This is a genomic window from Pararhizobium sp. O133 (assembly GCF_051669845.1).
Taxonomy (GTDB): domain Bacteria; phylum Pseudomonadota; class Alphaproteobacteria; order Rhizobiales; family Rhizobiaceae; genus Pararhizobium.
Genome location: NZ_CP196426.1, coordinates 3,504,452 through 3,518,839, shown reverse-complemented (window position 1 = coordinate 3,518,839; position 14,388 = coordinate 3,504,452). Strand labels below are relative to the sequence as shown.

At 61.3% G+C, this 14,388-nt stretch carries 21 protein-coding genes; 12 read left to right on the top strand and 9 right to left on the bottom strand.

Annotated elements, in window-relative coordinates:
• Positions 1-34: 34 nt before the first annotated feature.
• The 8 genes from ACST81_RS16900 to ACST81_RS16865 all read right to left on the bottom strand — a co-directional run bounded on the left by ACST81_RS16900 (position 35) and on the right by ACST81_RS16865 (position 5,130).
• On the bottom strand, positions 35-1,012 hold the full coding sequence (locus ACST81_RS16900) for an NUDIX hydrolase (RefSeq protein WP_438749322.1): 978 nt from the start codon (positions 1,010-1,012) through the stop codon (positions 35-37).
• Positions 1,002-1,541: a tyrosine phosphatase family protein gene (locus ACST81_RS16895; protein ID WP_438749321.1), complete on the bottom strand. Its 540-nt coding sequence runs from the start codon at positions 1,539-1,541 to the stop codon at positions 1,002-1,004. The genes ACST81_RS16900 and ACST81_RS16895 overlap by 11 nt, the downstream gene beginning before the upstream one ends.
• Positions 1,541-2,149 carry a YfbR-like 5'-deoxynucleotidase gene (locus ACST81_RS16890; RefSeq protein ID WP_438753621.1) on the bottom strand — a complete coding sequence of 203 codons (609 nt, stop codon included), beginning with the start codon at positions 2,147-2,149 and terminating at the stop codon, positions 1,541-1,543. The genes ACST81_RS16895 and ACST81_RS16890 overlap by 1 nt, the downstream gene beginning before the upstream one ends.
• A complete protein-coding gene (gene ygfZ, locus ACST81_RS16885) occupies positions 2,146-2,985 on the bottom strand; it encodes a CAF17-like 4Fe-4S cluster assembly/insertion protein YgfZ (protein WP_438753619.1) in 840 nt (279 codons plus the stop codon). Before ygfZ ends, ACST81_RS16890 begins: the two co-directional genes overlap by 4 nt.
• Before the next feature lie 74 nt (positions 2,986-3,059).
• Entirely contained in the window at positions 3,060-3,800 is a 741-nt protein-coding gene (locus ACST81_RS16880) for a hypothetical protein (protein WP_438749319.1), read from the bottom strand.
• Positions 3,801-3,814: 14 nt separating this feature from the next.
• Positions 3,815-4,084 (bottom strand): hypothetical protein, encoded by a 270-nt coding sequence (locus ACST81_RS16875; RefSeq protein ID WP_112405816.1) that lies wholly within the window; start codon positions 4,082-4,084, stop codon positions 3,815-3,817.
• Between the two features lie 126 nt (positions 4,085-4,210).
• Positions 4,211-4,636: a TIGR02301 family protein gene (locus ACST81_RS16870; RefSeq protein ID WP_438749318.1), complete on the bottom strand. Its 426-nt coding sequence runs from the start codon at positions 4,634-4,636 to the stop codon at positions 4,211-4,213.
• A gap of 56 nt (positions 4,637-4,692) precedes the next feature.
• Positions 4,693-5,130 carry an NUDIX hydrolase gene (locus ACST81_RS16865; protein ID WP_438749316.1) on the bottom strand — a complete coding sequence of 146 codons (438 nt, stop codon included), beginning with the start codon at positions 5,128-5,130 and terminating at the stop codon, positions 4,693-4,695.
• A gap of 74 nt (positions 5,131-5,204) precedes the next feature.
• Here ACST81_RS16865 and ACST81_RS16860 point away from each other — a divergent pair, with 74 nt between their 5' ends.
• From ACST81_RS16860 to ACST81_RS16850, 3 genes are read left to right on the top strand one after another with little or no spacing between them, the layout of a single operon-like run.
• On the top strand, positions 5,205-5,492 hold the full coding sequence (locus tag ACST81_RS16860) for a hypothetical protein (protein ID WP_438749315.1): 288 nt from the start codon (positions 5,205-5,207) through the stop codon (positions 5,490-5,492).
• Entirely contained in the window at positions 5,489-6,169 is a 681-nt protein-coding gene (locus ACST81_RS16855; RefSeq protein ID WP_438749313.1) for a nucleotidyl transferase AbiEii/AbiGii toxin family protein, read from the top strand. The genes ACST81_RS16860 and ACST81_RS16855 overlap by 4 nt, the downstream gene beginning before the upstream one ends.
• 8 nt (positions 6,170-6,177) lie before the next feature.
• The gene (locus tag ACST81_RS16850; protein WP_438749312.1) at positions 6,178-6,942 is read left to right on the top strand and encodes an SOS response-associated peptidase; all 765 of its coding nucleotides are present in this window, start codon (positions 6,178-6,180) and stop codon (positions 6,940-6,942) included.
• Positions 6,943-6,946: 4 nt separating this feature from the next.
• Here the strand turns inward: ACST81_RS16850 and ACST81_RS16845 are convergent, their stop codons facing one another.
• Positions 6,947-7,099 (bottom strand): hypothetical protein, encoded by a 153-nt coding sequence (locus tag ACST81_RS16845; RefSeq protein ID WP_438749311.1) that lies wholly within the window; start codon positions 7,097-7,099, stop codon positions 6,947-6,949.
• A 416-nt stretch (positions 7,100-7,515) separates the two neighbouring features.
• Here ACST81_RS16845 and cysS point away from each other — a divergent pair, with 416 nt between their 5' ends.
• From cysS to ACST81_RS16800, 9 genes are all read left to right on the top strand, one after another.
• Complete coding sequence (gene cysS, locus ACST81_RS16840) at positions 7,516-8,907, top strand: cysteine--tRNA ligase (protein ID WP_438749310.1); 1,392 nt, start codon at positions 7,516-7,518, stop codon at positions 8,905-8,907.
• Positions 8,908-9,149: 242 nt separating this feature from the next.
• Entirely contained in the window at positions 9,150-9,518 is a 369-nt protein-coding gene (locus ACST81_RS16835) for an endonuclease domain-containing protein (protein ID WP_438753617.1), read from the top strand.
• Positions 9,515-9,997 (top strand): GFA family protein, encoded by a 483-nt coding sequence (locus ACST81_RS16830; RefSeq protein ID WP_438749309.1) that lies wholly within the window; start codon positions 9,515-9,517, stop codon positions 9,995-9,997. The genes ACST81_RS16835 and ACST81_RS16830 overlap by 4 nt, the downstream gene beginning before the upstream one ends.
• On the top strand, positions 9,994-10,497 hold the full coding sequence (locus ACST81_RS16825; RefSeq protein WP_438749308.1) for a GFA family protein: 504 nt from the start codon (positions 9,994-9,996) through the stop codon (positions 10,495-10,497). The genes ACST81_RS16830 and ACST81_RS16825 overlap by 4 nt, the downstream gene beginning before the upstream one ends.
• Positions 10,494-10,970 (top strand): GFA family protein, encoded by a 477-nt coding sequence (locus ACST81_RS16820; protein ID WP_438749307.1) that lies wholly within the window; start codon positions 10,494-10,496, stop codon positions 10,968-10,970. Before ACST81_RS16825 ends, ACST81_RS16820 begins: the two co-directional genes overlap by 4 nt.
• A complete protein-coding gene (pip, locus tag ACST81_RS16815) occupies positions 10,967-11,926 on the top strand; it encodes a prolyl aminopeptidase (protein WP_438749306.1) in 960 nt (319 codons plus the stop codon). Before ACST81_RS16820 ends, pip begins: the two co-directional genes overlap by 4 nt.
• 207 nt (positions 11,927-12,133) lie before the next feature.
• Positions 12,134-13,750: a citramalate synthase gene (cimA, locus tag ACST81_RS16810; protein WP_438749305.1), complete on the top strand. Its 1,617-nt coding sequence runs from the start codon at positions 12,134-12,136 to the stop codon at positions 13,748-13,750.
• A gap of 80 nt (positions 13,751-13,830) precedes the next feature.
• Positions 13,831-14,055 carry a DUF433 domain-containing protein gene (locus ACST81_RS16805; RefSeq protein ID WP_438749303.1) on the top strand — a complete coding sequence of 75 codons (225 nt, stop codon included), beginning with the start codon at positions 13,831-13,833 and terminating at the stop codon, positions 14,053-14,055.
• Positions 14,055-14,384: a DUF5615 family PIN-like protein gene (locus ACST81_RS16800; protein ID WP_438749301.1), complete on the top strand. Its 330-nt coding sequence runs from the start codon at positions 14,055-14,057 to the stop codon at positions 14,382-14,384. The genes ACST81_RS16805 and ACST81_RS16800 overlap by 1 nt, the downstream gene beginning before the upstream one ends.
• Positions 14,385-14,388: the final 4 nt, after the last annotated feature.

Here is a 14,388-nt window from a genome sequence, read left to right as displayed (position 1 = left end):
GACGGTCAACCCTTGTTTTTAAATGAAAAGCCGGTCAGCGACCGCCGACCTTGAGGCCTGGCGCCGGACGTTCGTCGAGGATCTGGCGGCGGAAACGGAAGAGGGCGGCCGGCCTGCCGCCTGTCGCCGCCGTCAGCATGCCCGTCGGCTCGACCAGTTCGGCGCCCTCGACGAGGCGGCGGAAATTCTGCTTATGCAGATGCCGTCCCGAAATGGCCTCGACCGTCGCCTGCAATTCGGTCAACGTGAATTCCGGCGGCATGAGTTCGAAGATCACCGGCCGGTATTTGATCTTGCCGCGCAGCCGGGCGACGGCGGTGGCGACGATGCGGCGATGGTCATGCCGCATGGTGAGCCCGATGGGAGGCGTGCCGGTGGCGGTCACACGCCCATCGATCGCCGCTTCGCCAACGAGGCCGGCCTCGTAAAGAAGCTCGTAGCGCTCCAGCACGCGCTCCTCATCCCAAGGGAAATCGTCGAGGCCGAAGGCGAGGCGAATACGGGTGCGGCGCTGTGGCAGGCCCAGGCGCTCGTCCTGATGGCCGCCAGTCTCCCACAAGCGCAAGGCCGGAAGGATGGCTTGGTCGATCAGGCCGGGCCGCCCCTGCCGCCAGTCTTCCCAGGGCAGATAGCTGTACCAGTCCCGCCAATGGGCGCCGGCCTCCGACAGACGCGCATTGTTTTCGGCATCTGTGCGCGTCAGCGCGAGATAGCCGACCGAGACCATATGCTTGCTGCTTTCGCCGGGCGAACGGTGTCGTCCCTGGTCGCCGAACGTATAGAGCTGTTCGATATAGCCGAGATCGAGCGCCGTCTGCTGCTCGACCCTGGCCCGCAGGCTGGTCTCGAATGTCCGGTGGCGGGCCGGATCGAAGGGACCGAAGGGCAGGCCGTCGCGGCCATCGTGCGGTGCCTCGCTGACGGCGAGGATGCGCGGTGAACGGTTCGCAACCGCGACAATCGCGGCATTGAGGCCGATCTCCACTGTGACGCCGCGATCCTCAACCGGCATGGGAGACGGCTTCCGGCAGGATCGAAAAGACGAAAGGCACGTTGCCATCGGCGTCGGCACCCCGTCCGATCGTCTTGATCGCGGCCACCAGCCGACCGCCCCGCGACAGCATGCTGTCAGCGATCTCGATCAGCCGGCTGTTGGGCGTGACATAAGCGGATGCAGCCCTGAGTCTCAGCGCCAGCGCCATGTCATCCTGGTGGGGCTCGACGGCGAGCGCCGCGATGACGGCGGCGGCTGGCGATCGCGACACGCCCATCCAGCAATGAACGAGAAGCGGCACCGAGCGATCCCACTGACGGGCAAACCCGATGATCTCGCGCACATGCTCCTCGCCCGGCGCAATCAGCGCGGCATTGCCGGCGAAGCTGATATCGTTCATGCCCAGCAACAGGTGGCGGCTGGCCTCGATGACGGCCGGTCGGTGGAAGGTCTGCTCCTTCGACAGCAGGCTCACCATCTCGCGGCAGCGGTGCCGGACGGCCATTTCGGCAATGCGTGACAGGGGCGAAACGACGATCACCGACATCAGGTCACCACGCGCGTATGAAGGCGCAGCGCCTCGATGGCCTCGAAACGCTCGGCAAACAGCTTTTGCGCCTCGACCGCCGGAACCGGATCGATGAGGATCATGTCGCGGGTGATGCCGCGCGGCTGACCGAAGAACTTGCGGGCTTCCGACAGCGAAAAGCCGGCAAGCTCCGTCGCCTCGAAATAGGCGGCGATCTGGTCGGCTTTCTTGATTTTCGCCTTGAGGTCGGCGGATGTCGCGGCGGGCAGGCCGAAGCGGATGTGGATCGCGCCTTCCAGTCGTTTCTCGACGACCTTGTAGCCACCGCCGACCACCGCCTTGAACGGCGAGATCATGTCGCCGATCACATATTCCGGCGCATCGTGCAGCAGCGCCGTCTGGCATTCCTCGGCTGTGCCGTTGTAATGACGGCGAAAAATTTCCTCGACGACAAGGCTGTGCTGGGCAACGGAAAAGGCATGGTTGCCGTTCGTCTGTCCGTTCCAGCGGGCGACGCGGGCAAGGCCATGGGCGATATCGGACAGTTCGACGTCGAGTGGTGACGGGTCCAGCAGGTCCAGCCGCCGTCCGGACAACATGCGCTGCCAGGCACGCGCAGACATCAGGCGCTCGCCTCGTCGGCTTGCGCGGGAAACTCGAGACCGGTCCAAGCGGGCAAAGCGAGGATGACGACAATATCACCTGCCAAGATCGGTTCACCAGCCGCTATCGCCGCTCCCGCCTTGTCTGTGCGCACAATCGCAAGGCCCGACGTGCCTATAACGCTGCCGAGCGAACCGATCAGGCGGCCATTGACGGTGAGCGGCGTGCCGGTCTCGGGAAGCGCACTGTCTGCCGTGACCGTGACGACGCGGCGGCGCGCGGTGCCACGGTGCTGCATGCGCGAGACAACTTCCTGGCCGACATAGCAGCCCTTCTTGAAGGACAACCCGCCGTTCTTGTCCATCAACACATCATGCGGAAACGCGTCCTGCAGCGCATAGTCGGCACCGGAAATCGCAATGCCACCGGCGATCCGCAGCCGGTCGTAATCCTCCGTCCCGGTCGGATCAGTTGCGGCGCCATAGACGCGATAGACGGTGTGTCCCGCCTTGGCGAAACGCGCGTCGCGATAGCCGCCGGCGATTTCCGAAAAGACGATCTCGACCGAAGCCGGCGAGATCAGTGACAGGGTAACCGGCGCCCTCAGCTTGTACATGGTCAGCCGCTTCAACAGGGCTTCCGCCTGATCCATCGTTGTTTCCAACCGGATGGCCGCCTCGTCGCGCGTCACCATAAAATCGAACATGATTTTGCCCTGCGGCGTCAGCAACGCACCAGGCAAGGCCTCGGTTTCGGTCAGTTGGTCGAGGTCGGTGGTGATCAGCGCCTGCAGGAAGTCTTCCGCATCCTGTCCCGACACGGTGACGACGGCGCGATCGGGCAGGGAAACGGAGAGCATGGCGGTCATCCTGTTTGTGATGGCAGACAGGTAGGATTTCATGAAGCTCCCGGCAAGCATTTTGCGAGAGGACGTCAGTCGCCGGCGACGAAAAATTTCCACTCGCCGGTCGGTGTGATGCCGACGCGGTAAAAATTGTAGTTGCCGCCTTCTTCCATTTCAGCGAAATCGCCGGCGGTCACAAGCCGGAACAGGTCAACCTTTTCCGGCGGCGTCAGCGATGCCAGCGGCTTTTCGGTGAAATACGGCCAGACATACATTTCATCGGGCGTGCCCTTATCGACCAGCACGAACCCCGTCGACAAAACGTCGAGCAGGATTGCCATGATCTCGATGCCTTCCTGATCGCCGGACAGGCCCTTCAGCGTCTCGACCGGATCTGCATCGGCATCGCCGACCTGCGTTTGGGTCTGTCCCTTGCCAAGTAGAGGACGCAGCCGTTCGATATCGCCCGAAGCCGCCGCCTCGACAATCAGTTCGCGCATACGCGCGGCAGCCTGAGGAATCTTGGAAACGTCCGACAGGACCTCGACCGGTTCGGCTGGCGTTACGTCTTCCTTGGCGTCGGTCGCGGGCTTGTTGACCAGCGGGTCCGGCATCGGAATCTGCATCGGGCCTTCCTCGGCCGGCTCCTCTTCTTCCTGCTGAACCTTGTCGGCCTTCCTGTCCTGCGGCACGTCACCGGGAATCTGCTTGAGTTCGCTGAGCGCGAGCGCGGTATGAGCCGTCAGGAGGGACGAGGCGAACAGGCTCGCGAGCAGAAGCGCAGAGAGGCGAACCGTGAATGGCCGGTTTGCTGAGATCTGGCGTTTCATAACAGCCTCGAAGATTACTGCAATGTGCGTTCCGGTGAAAATTCGCCAGCCAGCATGCGTTCACGCAGGGAGGTCAAAAGCGCCTCGGCGCTGTCTTCGCCATGGAGGCGGATCGTCTCGCGCAGGGCAAGCGCAATGGCCGCGTCGGCAATGATCTCCGGTTCGATACCGTCAGCCATTCCGTCCGCCCAGGCTTCATTCTGGTGCTCCAGGGCTGCCTGCATCTTCTCATGAACGATCATGTCGTCGATGTCATTCAGACTGGGTTCCATCATTCGTTCCATGGCCTTGTCACGCTCTTCACCTGGTATCCAACTCAAGCTGATACCACTTCTTACCACTGTCTTAACGACCTTAGCAGCCTTTTCCCAAAACGACACGGGCTCGTGAAGAAAGAGGTTAATTTTAGTTTAATTTCCAAATCGGGCGACGATTTCTGAAGCAAGTGTTGCTCCTTCGGCACGGTATCGCTGCTCCGCGACGACCGCCGGCGGCGTGCAGGCGGTGTAGACGGAAGCGAAGGTGCGGTAGCCGCGGTTGAAGGCCGCCGTCATTCTGGCCCGCCTCTGTGCCTCGCTTCCGGCCTCCTTGTCGAGCAATTCCTGCATCGACTGGCGCCAGGAATCGGCATTTTCGTCCTTGCAGAGCGTGCGCAGGTAGTGCACCGAACCGATGATTTCCGACAGCCGCAGCAGCCGCGCGTCATAGGGCGCAGGCTTTTCAGCGGCAACAGCCGGAACCTCCGCCGCCGGTGTTTCCTGTGCAACGGCAAGGGAGGGCTTGCCGGCAAGAGCCGGGAGAAGGCAAAGGCAGATTGTCGCAAGAATACGGGTCATGCGCCTTTGAAGCGCCGAATCAGGCTCGTGGGCAAGCGGGTTTTCCATGTGTCTGCTCATCGCCGCCGAATCAGCTCGAGTTTTTCCACGCATTCGCGCACGCTGTCGGGGATCGGGAGCGCAAAAATCTCGGCCGCCGTGTACCAGCCGATATCCGCCGCATCGTCGCCCGCGACCGCAACGAGGTCCGGATCTGCCTCCACTTTGAACACCGAAAGAAAGAAATGCCGTGCGCCCGGTCCATCCGAATCACGCGGCGGCAGGTCGTAGGTCTCGAACAAGTGCGGGTTTTTCGTCGGGATGCCGGTCTCCTCGTAAAACTCGCGCACCGCCGTCTCGGCCGGCGTCTCGCCCGGTTCCGCCCGGCCGCCGGGAAAGGCGTACATGTCCGCCGATGGCGGATTGGCCCGCCGCACGAGAAGATAACGGCCGTCCCGTTCGAGGATAGCTGATGACGCAAGTTGGGGAGGGGATGGGTTCACATGGTCTTTCATCTGGGCAGTACCTATATTCCGACGCATCAACGAAATACAATGGATCGCAGTGATGCAAGGGGACGATGCAAGCGATGGACCGAACCGGCCTGGCGTTCTTTGCCGGGAAATACATCTGGTGGAAATCCGCGGACGAGGCGGTCGCGCAGCCGGAGCGCGTGATTGCGCAGGTCATGAACATCGGTGATTTCGATGACATCCAGCATCTGGAAATGCTGGTGGGCGCCGATACGCTCACGCATGTTCTGACCCATGCCGAAATCGGTCAGTTTACGCCACGCTCCTGGTCCTACTGGCACTATCGCCTTGGTTTGTCCGATGTCGATCAGGTGCCGCCGCTTCCCGTCCGGAGACTGGCGTGAACACCTTAACGCCACACATCGAGATTTTGCCGGAAAGACAACGTGCGCTTTGGCCCTTGCTGAAGCCGGCAGCGGCACTCGGTTTCGTGCTGTATGGCGGCACCGCGGTTGCTTTGCGCCTCGGACACCGGCAGTCCATCGATTTTGATTTCTTCAGTGAAAAAAGCCTCGATCTGAACGCCCTCTATGCGCAAATGCCTTTTTTGCAAGGTGCCTTGGTCGTTCAACAATCGCCCGATACCCTTACGGTCCTGGTGCAAGGGGCGGGAGGGACAGACGCACCCGTGAAGGTTTCTTTCTTCGGCCCGATTCGCACAGGCCGGGTCGGGGTGCCCCAATTCACGCATGATGGCGTCTTGCTGATTGCCTCGCCGGAGGATTTGTTCGCAACCAATGTCAATGTCTTGCTTCAGCGCGTCGAGGCGAAGGATTATCACGATATTGTATCCATGCTTTCGGCGGGACAGAATTTGGAGAAGGCACTCGGCGGGGCACGGCGCATGTACGGTTATGCATATCAGCCGAGTGAAAGTTTGAAAGCGATGACCTATTTCGAGGGAGGCGATTTGCGAAATGTATCGCAGCAGGAGCGTGCGGTGCTGATCGAGGCGGTCAAGTCTGTGCGAACGATTCCCGACGTTGAAATTCTTGATCATCGTCTCTCGATAGACGGCTGAGGTGCATCATGTGCGGACGTTTCTCACTGACGGCGACGCCGAGGGAATTGGCGGATATTTTCGGGGTACTGGAAACGGAGGACTTTCCAGCGCGGTATAATATCGCCCCGACGCAGCCGATCCTCGTCGTCATTTCCGCTGACAGGCCGCGGCCGGGAAGCAACCTGCCGGAGCGCAAGGCCGTGCTGGTGCGTTGGGGGCTGACGCCGTCCTGGGTGAAGGATCCGCGGGATTTTCCGCTGCTGATCAATGCGCGGGCGGAGACAGCGGCGGCCAAGGCCTCGTTCAAGGCGGCGATGCGGCATCGGCGCATCCTCATCCCGGCTTCCGGCTTCTATGAATGGCACCGGCCATCGAAGGAAAGCGGGCAGCCGCCACAGGCCTATTGGATCAGGCCGCGCAATGGCGGCATCGTCGCCTTTGCCGGGCTGATGGAAACCTGGGCCTCGGCCGATGGCTCGGAGGTCGATACGGCGGCAATCCTGACGACCCATGCGAATGCGCGGATCGGCGACGTGCATGACCGTATGCCGGTTGTTGTCAAGCCGGAGGACTTCAGCCGCTGGCTCGATTGCGCGACGCAGGAGCCTCGGGATGTGGCTGATCTGATGGCGCCTACGGACGACGATTATTTCGACGTCATCGCCGTCTCCGATCGCGTCAACAAGGTTGCGAATGTCGGTCCGGACCTGCAGGAGCCGGCTCATGTGGTCTCAAAGCCGGTGGCAAAGCTGAAGGACCCGCCCTCGGATTCGCAACTGTCGCTGTTCTGAAAGCTCAGGCCGGCCTCGGCACGGCAGGCTTTTTTGTCGGCTTCGCCTTGATCTGCAGGGCTGCGGCAAGCACGGCCTTTAGGCCAAGGGGACGGTATTGCTCGACGAGATTGGCCGCGGTTCGCGGACTGTTCTTGTCGGTCTTTGTGCCAGGCATTTCAAACTCTCCTTTGATGCTTCCCTGAATCGGAATTGCTTCGTCCCGTGTGTTGTCCACCAAAACGGCATTCCTGATTGTGCCCCAGGAAACAGGCTTTCTTGTGCGTCCCCGCAAAGCCTTGTGTCCCCGGACGTCTGGTGTTTCCAGATAAGCGCAATCATGACAAAAGCATGACCAATAATCCAGTATCCCAACATATGATGCTGGAGCGCGCCTGACCTCTTGACCTTGAAGGGGCGAAGCGCGATAACGCTCGCCATGAAAACGGTTATCTGCAGCATCTGCCGGATTATTATTCGTTAGCCCAAACGCTGGCCTGGCCGTTTTCGTCTCTCAAAAATCAAAGATGACAACGCGAGGGTCCAGCCGGGGCGATGGCGTGTGTTTGGTCGACTGTGGATTGGGAGATTGGGATGAACGGGCAGCCGAAACTGAAACTGTACAACACGCTGACACGGGAAAAGACGGACTTCGCGCCGATCGACCCCAAAAACGTCCGCATGTATGTCTGCGGCCCGACCGTCTATGACTTCGCCCATATCGGCAATGCCCGCCCGGTCATCGTCTTCGACGTGCTCTACCGGCTGCTGCGGCATGTCTATGGCGAAAGCCATGTGACCTATGTCCGCAACATTACCGACGTCGACGACAAGATCAACGCACGGGCGTTGCGGGACTTCCCGAACCTGCCGCTGAACGAAGCGATCCGCGCTGTAACGGAAAAGACGGAAACGCAGTTCCTGGATGATGCCACGGCGCTTGGCAGCCTCGAACCGACGCACCAGCCGCGTGCCACTGAAAACATCACCCAGATGATCGAGATCATCGAGGCGTTGATCGCCAAGGGGCATGCCTATCCGGCCGAGGGCGAAGTGCTATTCGACACGCGGTCGATGGCCGACTACGGCCAGTTGTCGAAGCGCAATCTCGACGAGCAGCAGGCCGGCGCCCGCGTCGCGGTCGAGGCGCATAAGAAGAACCCGCAGGATTTCGTGCTCTGGAAACTCTCCTCCGCCGAAGAGCCCGGCTGGGAAAGCCCGTGGGGCAGGGGCCGTCCCGGCTGGCATATCGAATGCTCGGCGATGAGCCAGCGTTATCTCGGCGAAACCTTCGACATCCATGGCGGCGGGCTGGACCTGATCTTCCCGCACCATGAAAACGAGCTCGCCCAGTCGCGTTGCGCCCACGGCACCGACGTGATGGCGAATGTCTGGATGCACAACGGTTTCCTGCAGGTCGAAGGCCGCAAGATGTCGAAGTCCGAGGGCAATTTCGTCACCATCCATGAGCTGTTGCACACCGAAACCTTCGGCGGCCGCAAATGGCCGGGTGCTGTCCTGCGTCTGGCCATGCTGATGACGCATTACCGCGAGCCGATCGATTTTTCGCTGAAGCGGCTGGAGGAGGCGGAGCGTCTTCTGTCGAAGTGGCCGGCCGGCAAGGCGGGCGACGCGACGCCGGACGTTTCGGTGCTCAATGCGTTCGCCGACGACCTGAACACGGTGGCTGCGGTGCAGGCCCTGCATGCCTTGGCACAGGCGGCCAATGCCGATCCGGCCGCATTGCCGGTCTTTTCAGCCAGCGCCGCCTTGCTCGGCGTCCTGCCGAAGGAAGCCGAGATCGACGACGCGCTTGCCGCCGCCGTCGAAACGCTGGTCGCCATGCGGTTGGAAATGCTGAAGGCGAAGAATTTCGCCGAGGCCGACAAGATCCGCGATGATCTGGCGGCGAAGGGCATCCAGCTCAAGGACGGCAGGGACGCTGCGACCGGCGAACGGGTGACGACTTGGGAGGTGAAGCGGTAGTGTTTTCTGCTGTGGTTACCCCCCTCTGTCACTTCGTGACATCTCCCCCACAAGGGGGGAGATCGGGAGCTTGCGGCGGCCGCGTCTTTAAACAAGAGTGTCAGATGTTTGCTAAGCCAGACCGGCTTGATTCAAACGTGGTTGTTTTGCAGCCTGTTGATGATCGTTTGGGCCAAAAAGCTCACCATGACCGATCTCCCCCCTTGTGGGGGAGATGTCACGAAGTGACAGAGGGGGGTACTTTGCCACACACGCCAATCCCCCCGAAAGCTCGTGCGAATGCGCGCCGCATGCGCAACGCACTCACTGACGCGGAGCTGAAGTTCTGGAACGCCGTGCGCGCTCACCGCCTCGTGGGGCTCGGCTTCCGGCGCCAGATGCCCATTGCAGGTTATATCGTTGATTTTGCCTGCTCGGAGCAGCGTCTGGTCGTTGAACTCGATGGATTGCAGCACGCAAGCGACCGGAATACCGCCTATGACGCCATGCGGACAAAACGCCTCGAAGCGGACGGCTGGGCTGTGCTGCGTTTCTGGAACGACGATGTTCTGAAGGATATCGATGGCGTCTGCCTGCACATCCTGAAGGTTCTCGGAAAGGATTGGCCATGACCACTGCCATCAATTCCGGCGGTTGCCAGTGCGGTGCCGTGCGTTTCCATGTCGAAGGTGAACTCGGCGATGCCTCCGTCTGCCATTGCCGCATGTGCCAGAAGGCGTTCGGCAATTTCTATGCGCCGCTCGTTACCGTCGGAAAGGCGAAGCTCACCTGGACGCGCGGTGTGCCGAAATTCTTCCAGTCCTCGAATTTCGTCAGGCGTGGCTTCTGCGGCGAGTGCGGTACGCCGCTCAGCTTCGAGGCGCCGGATGGTGTCGGCCTGGCGATTGCTGCCTTCGATCATCCGGAAAGGATCACACCCAGAATCCAGTGGGGCATCGAGGCGAAGCTGCCCTATGTCGATGGCATCGCCAGTCTGCCAGGCGAGGACACGATGGCGGACCAGAATGCGGCCTCCTTCCTCACCCACCTCGTCTCCTACCAGCATCCCGATCATGACACCGAAACGTGGCCGCCGGAGGACGCGCGATGAGCATTGCCCGCATCTATACCGGCGGCTGCCAATGCGGCGCGGTGCGCTACCGGGCGGAAGGCACGCTCGGCGATCCGCATCTGTGTCACTGCCGCATGTGCCAGAAGGCGGCCGGCAATTATTTCATGCCTCTGGCCAATGCGTCCCGCGCCTCCTTCAGCCTGACCCGCGGCGAGCCGAACTGGTTTCAGTCATCCGATCTCGCCCGGCGCGGTTTCTGCGCCGCCTGCGGCACGCCGCTGTTCTACGACATGCCCGGCGCCGATTTCATCAATATCGTGCTTGGCTCGCTCGATGATCCCTACGATGTCCGACCGTTGAAGCAGTCGGGCGTGGAATCGCGCATGCCGTGGTTTGGCAATTTGCCAGGCCTGCCCGGCGGCGAAACGGATGCACGCAAGAAGACAAGGGCTGAGCGGCATCTCGCCATTTTCGAATCGAACCGCCAGCACCCGGATTACGACACCGACCATTGGCCACCGGAGGAAGACCTGCCATGAGCGAGACCATTCGAACCGGAGGCTGCCAGTGCGGCGCCGTGCGTTTCAGGATCAGGGGTGAGCTCGGCCGCCCGTCGATCTGCCATTGCCGCATGTGCCAGAAGCAGTTCGGCGGCTTCTTTTCCGCGCTGGTCACAGCGCCGAAGGACGGTGTCGAATGGACCCGCACGCAACCGAGCTACTTCCAGTCCTCGGTGAACGTCGATCGCGGCTTCTGCGCATCCTGCGGCACGCCGCTGACCTATCGCCATCCCGGCGGGCTGGAGATCGCCATCGGCGCCTTCGATGATCGCTCCGATCTTGCGCCGCAGATCCAGGTCAATTATGCCGCCAGGCTGCCCTGGGTCGAGACGATCTTCGATCAGCCCGTCCATAACGATCCCGACTTCTATTCGCAGCAGGAACACATCATCTCCTTCCAGCATCCCGATCATGACACTGCCGCCTGGCCGGCGAACGGATTGAATCTATGACATCTGAACTGCGCACGCTCTATCCCGAAATCGAACCCTATGCCTCCGGCCATCTCGATGTCGGTGACGGCCATGTCATCTATTGGGAAAAGGCAGGCACGCCCGGCGCCAAGCCCGCCGTATTCCTGCACGGCGGTCCCGGCGGCACGATCTCGCCAAGCCATCGCCGCCTGTTCGATCCGGCACTTTACGACGTGACGCTGTTCGACCAGCGTGGCTGCGGCAAGTCGACCCCGCATGCCGAGCTCGAAGCCAACACGACCTGGCATCTGGTCGCCGATATCGAGCGCCTGCGCGAAATGGCCGGTGCCGAACAATGGCTGGTCTTCGGCGGTTCCTGGGGCTCGACGCTGGCGCTCGCCTATGCCGAAAAGCATCCCGAGCGGGTGTCGGCGCTGATCGTGCGCGGCATCTATACGCTGACCAAGGGGGAACTCGACTGGTACTATCAGTTCGGCGTCTCGGAAATGTTCCCGGACAAGTGGGAGCGCTTCATCGCGCCGATCCCGGAAAACGAACGTCATGAAATGATGCATGCCTATCATCGGCGCCTGACCAGTCCAGACCGGCAGACGCGCCTCGATGCCGCCAAAGCCTGGAGCATCTGGGAAGGCGAGACCATCACGCTCTTGCCGGAACCTGCCACCTCGACGCCGTTCGAGGAGGAGGAATACGCTCATGCCTTCGCCCGCATCGAGAACCATTTCTTCGTCAATTCCGGCTGGCTGGACGAAGGCCAACTGCTGCGCGACGCCCACAAACTCACCGGCATCCCCGGCGTCATCGTCCACGGCCGCTACGACATGCCATGCCCGGCGAAATATGCCTGGGCGCTGCACAAGGCCTGGCCTGAAGCGGATTTCCACCTGATCGAGGGGGCAGGCCACGCCTATTCGGAACCGGGTATCCTCGACCGGCTCATCCGGGCGACGGACCGGTTCGTGGGGAAGGTGTGAGATGACAGTGCATGCCGTTTGCACCCCCCTCTGTCACTTCGTGACATCTCCCCCACAAGGGGGGAGATCATTCTTTTCCCAAGGTAACGCTAGGGACGCAAAAAGTTTGCGGTCAATCTCCCCCCTTATGGGGGAGATGTCGGCGTCGCCGACAGAGGGGGGAAAGTCACGGCAAACTCGAAGTGTATCTACGTCGGAGGCGCGCCAATGACCCGCGAACGCATCCACCTCTTCGACACGACGCTGCGCGACGGCCAGCAGACGCCGGGTATCGATTTTTCCGTCGAGGACAAGATCGCCATTGCGGCGATGCTGGATGATTTCGGCATGGATTATGTCGAGGGCGGTTATCCCGGCGCCAATCCGACCGATACGGAATTCTTCAACCAGAAGCGCACCAAGGCTGCCCGTTTCGTCGCCTTCGGCATGACCAAGCGCGCCGGCGTTTCCGCGTCCAACGATCCGGGCCTGACGGCGCTCTTGCAGGCGAAAAGCGACGCGATCTGTCTTGTCGCCAAGAGCTGGGATTATCATGTCCGCGTCGCTCTTGGCTGTTCGAACGAGGAAAATCTCGAGTCCATTCAGGCCTCGGTCGAGGCGGTCGTCGCCAGCGGCAAGGAAGCGCTGATCGATTGCGAGCATTTCTTCGACGGCTACAAGGCCAATCCGGTTTACGCGCTGGCCTGCGCCAAGACTGCCTATGACGCCGGCGCGCGCTGGGTCGTGCTGTGCGACACCAATGGCGGCACGCAGCCGCCGGAAATCCGCGATATCGTCGCCGCCGTCATCGCCCATGGTGTCCCCGGCGCCAATCTCGGCATCCACGCCCACAACGATACGGGCCAGGCGGTCGCCAATTCGCTCGCCGCCGTCGAGGCCGGCGTCCGCCAGATCCAGGGCACGCTCAACGGCATCGGCGAACGCTGCGGCAATGCCAACTTAGTGACGCTGATCCCGACGCTGGCGCTGAAGGAGACCTATAACACCCGTTTCGAAACATCGATCGACCCCGACAGGCTGCAGGAACTGACCAAGCTGTCGCATTCCTTCGACGAGTTGCTGAACCGCTCGCCCGATCACCAGATGCCCTATGTCGGCGCCTCCGCCTTCGCCACCAAGGCCGGCATCCATGCCTCGGCACTCTTGAAGGACCCGCGCACCTACGAGCATGTGACGCCGGAAAGCGTCGGCAATTTGCGCAAGGTCATGGTCTCCGACCAGGGCGGCAAGGCCAATTTCATCAACGCGCTGAAACGGCGTGGCATCCTCGTTTCCAAGGATGATCCGAAGCTCGACAAGCTGATCGCCATCGTCAAGGAACGCGAGGCGACCGGCTATGCCTATGAGGGCGCCGATGCCAGCTTTGCGATCCTGGCGCAGCGTATCCTCGGCTCGGTGCCGGATTTCTTCCTGGTCGACAGTTTCCGTGTCATGGTCGAACGTCGCTTCGATGCCAACGGTGTTCTCAAGACGGTGTCGGAAGCGGTGGTAAAGGTATCGGTCGATGGCGAGACCACGATGTCCGTCGCCGAAGGCCACGGTCCGGTCAATGCGCTCGATCTCGCGTTGCGCAAGGATCTCGGTCGCTACCAGTCGGAGATCGAGGATCTGGAACTGGTGGACTACAAGGTCCGTATCCTCAATGGCGGCACGGAGGCGATTACCCGCGTGCTGATCGAATCGGTCGATGGCACCGGTGCCCGCTGGTGGACGGTGGGCGTTTCCGACAACATCATCGATGCATCCTTCCAGGCGCTGATGGATTCGATCGTCTTCAAACTGCTGAAGAACCGCGATCAGGCGGGGTTGGCTGCGGCGGAGTAGGAGACAAGGGGAGGCGACCGCCCGTTTGCGCCATGCTATGATTGTTGGACTATGCGGCCAGACAATATCGAGGAAGTGAAATGAGTGAAATCCATCGGATTACCGTCGATGCGGAGCAATGCGGCGGCCGCCCCACCCTTCGAAACCTCCGTATCCGCGTCAAGGATGTGCTTGATCTTTTGGCAGCGGGAGCTAGCCCCGCTGAAATTCTTGAGGATTATCCCGTGCTTGAAATGGGCGATATTCAGGCAACGCTGGAATATGCCTCTCGTCAAAGCGATCATCCCGTCCTTCGCGTCGCGTGATGCGTGTCCTTGTCGATGCCCAATTGCCACCGGCACTCGCGCGTTGGATCTCCGCGCGCGGCTACGAGGCGGTGCATGTGGCCGACAAGGGAATGCAGGCTGCAGCCGATCGGCTGATTTGGGAGTACGCTCTGACAGATGGCTGGGTTATCATCACGAAGGATGAGGACTTTGCCCAGCGCAAGGTTCTGACGCAAATCAGCCCGGCAATCGTTTGGATAAGATGGCCCAATACACGCCGCCAAGAGCTTCTCATTCGGTTCGAAGCAGTTCTACCGGCAGTCGCCGCTGCGGTCGAACGCGGCGAAACATTGATCGAGGTCGTTTGACGAA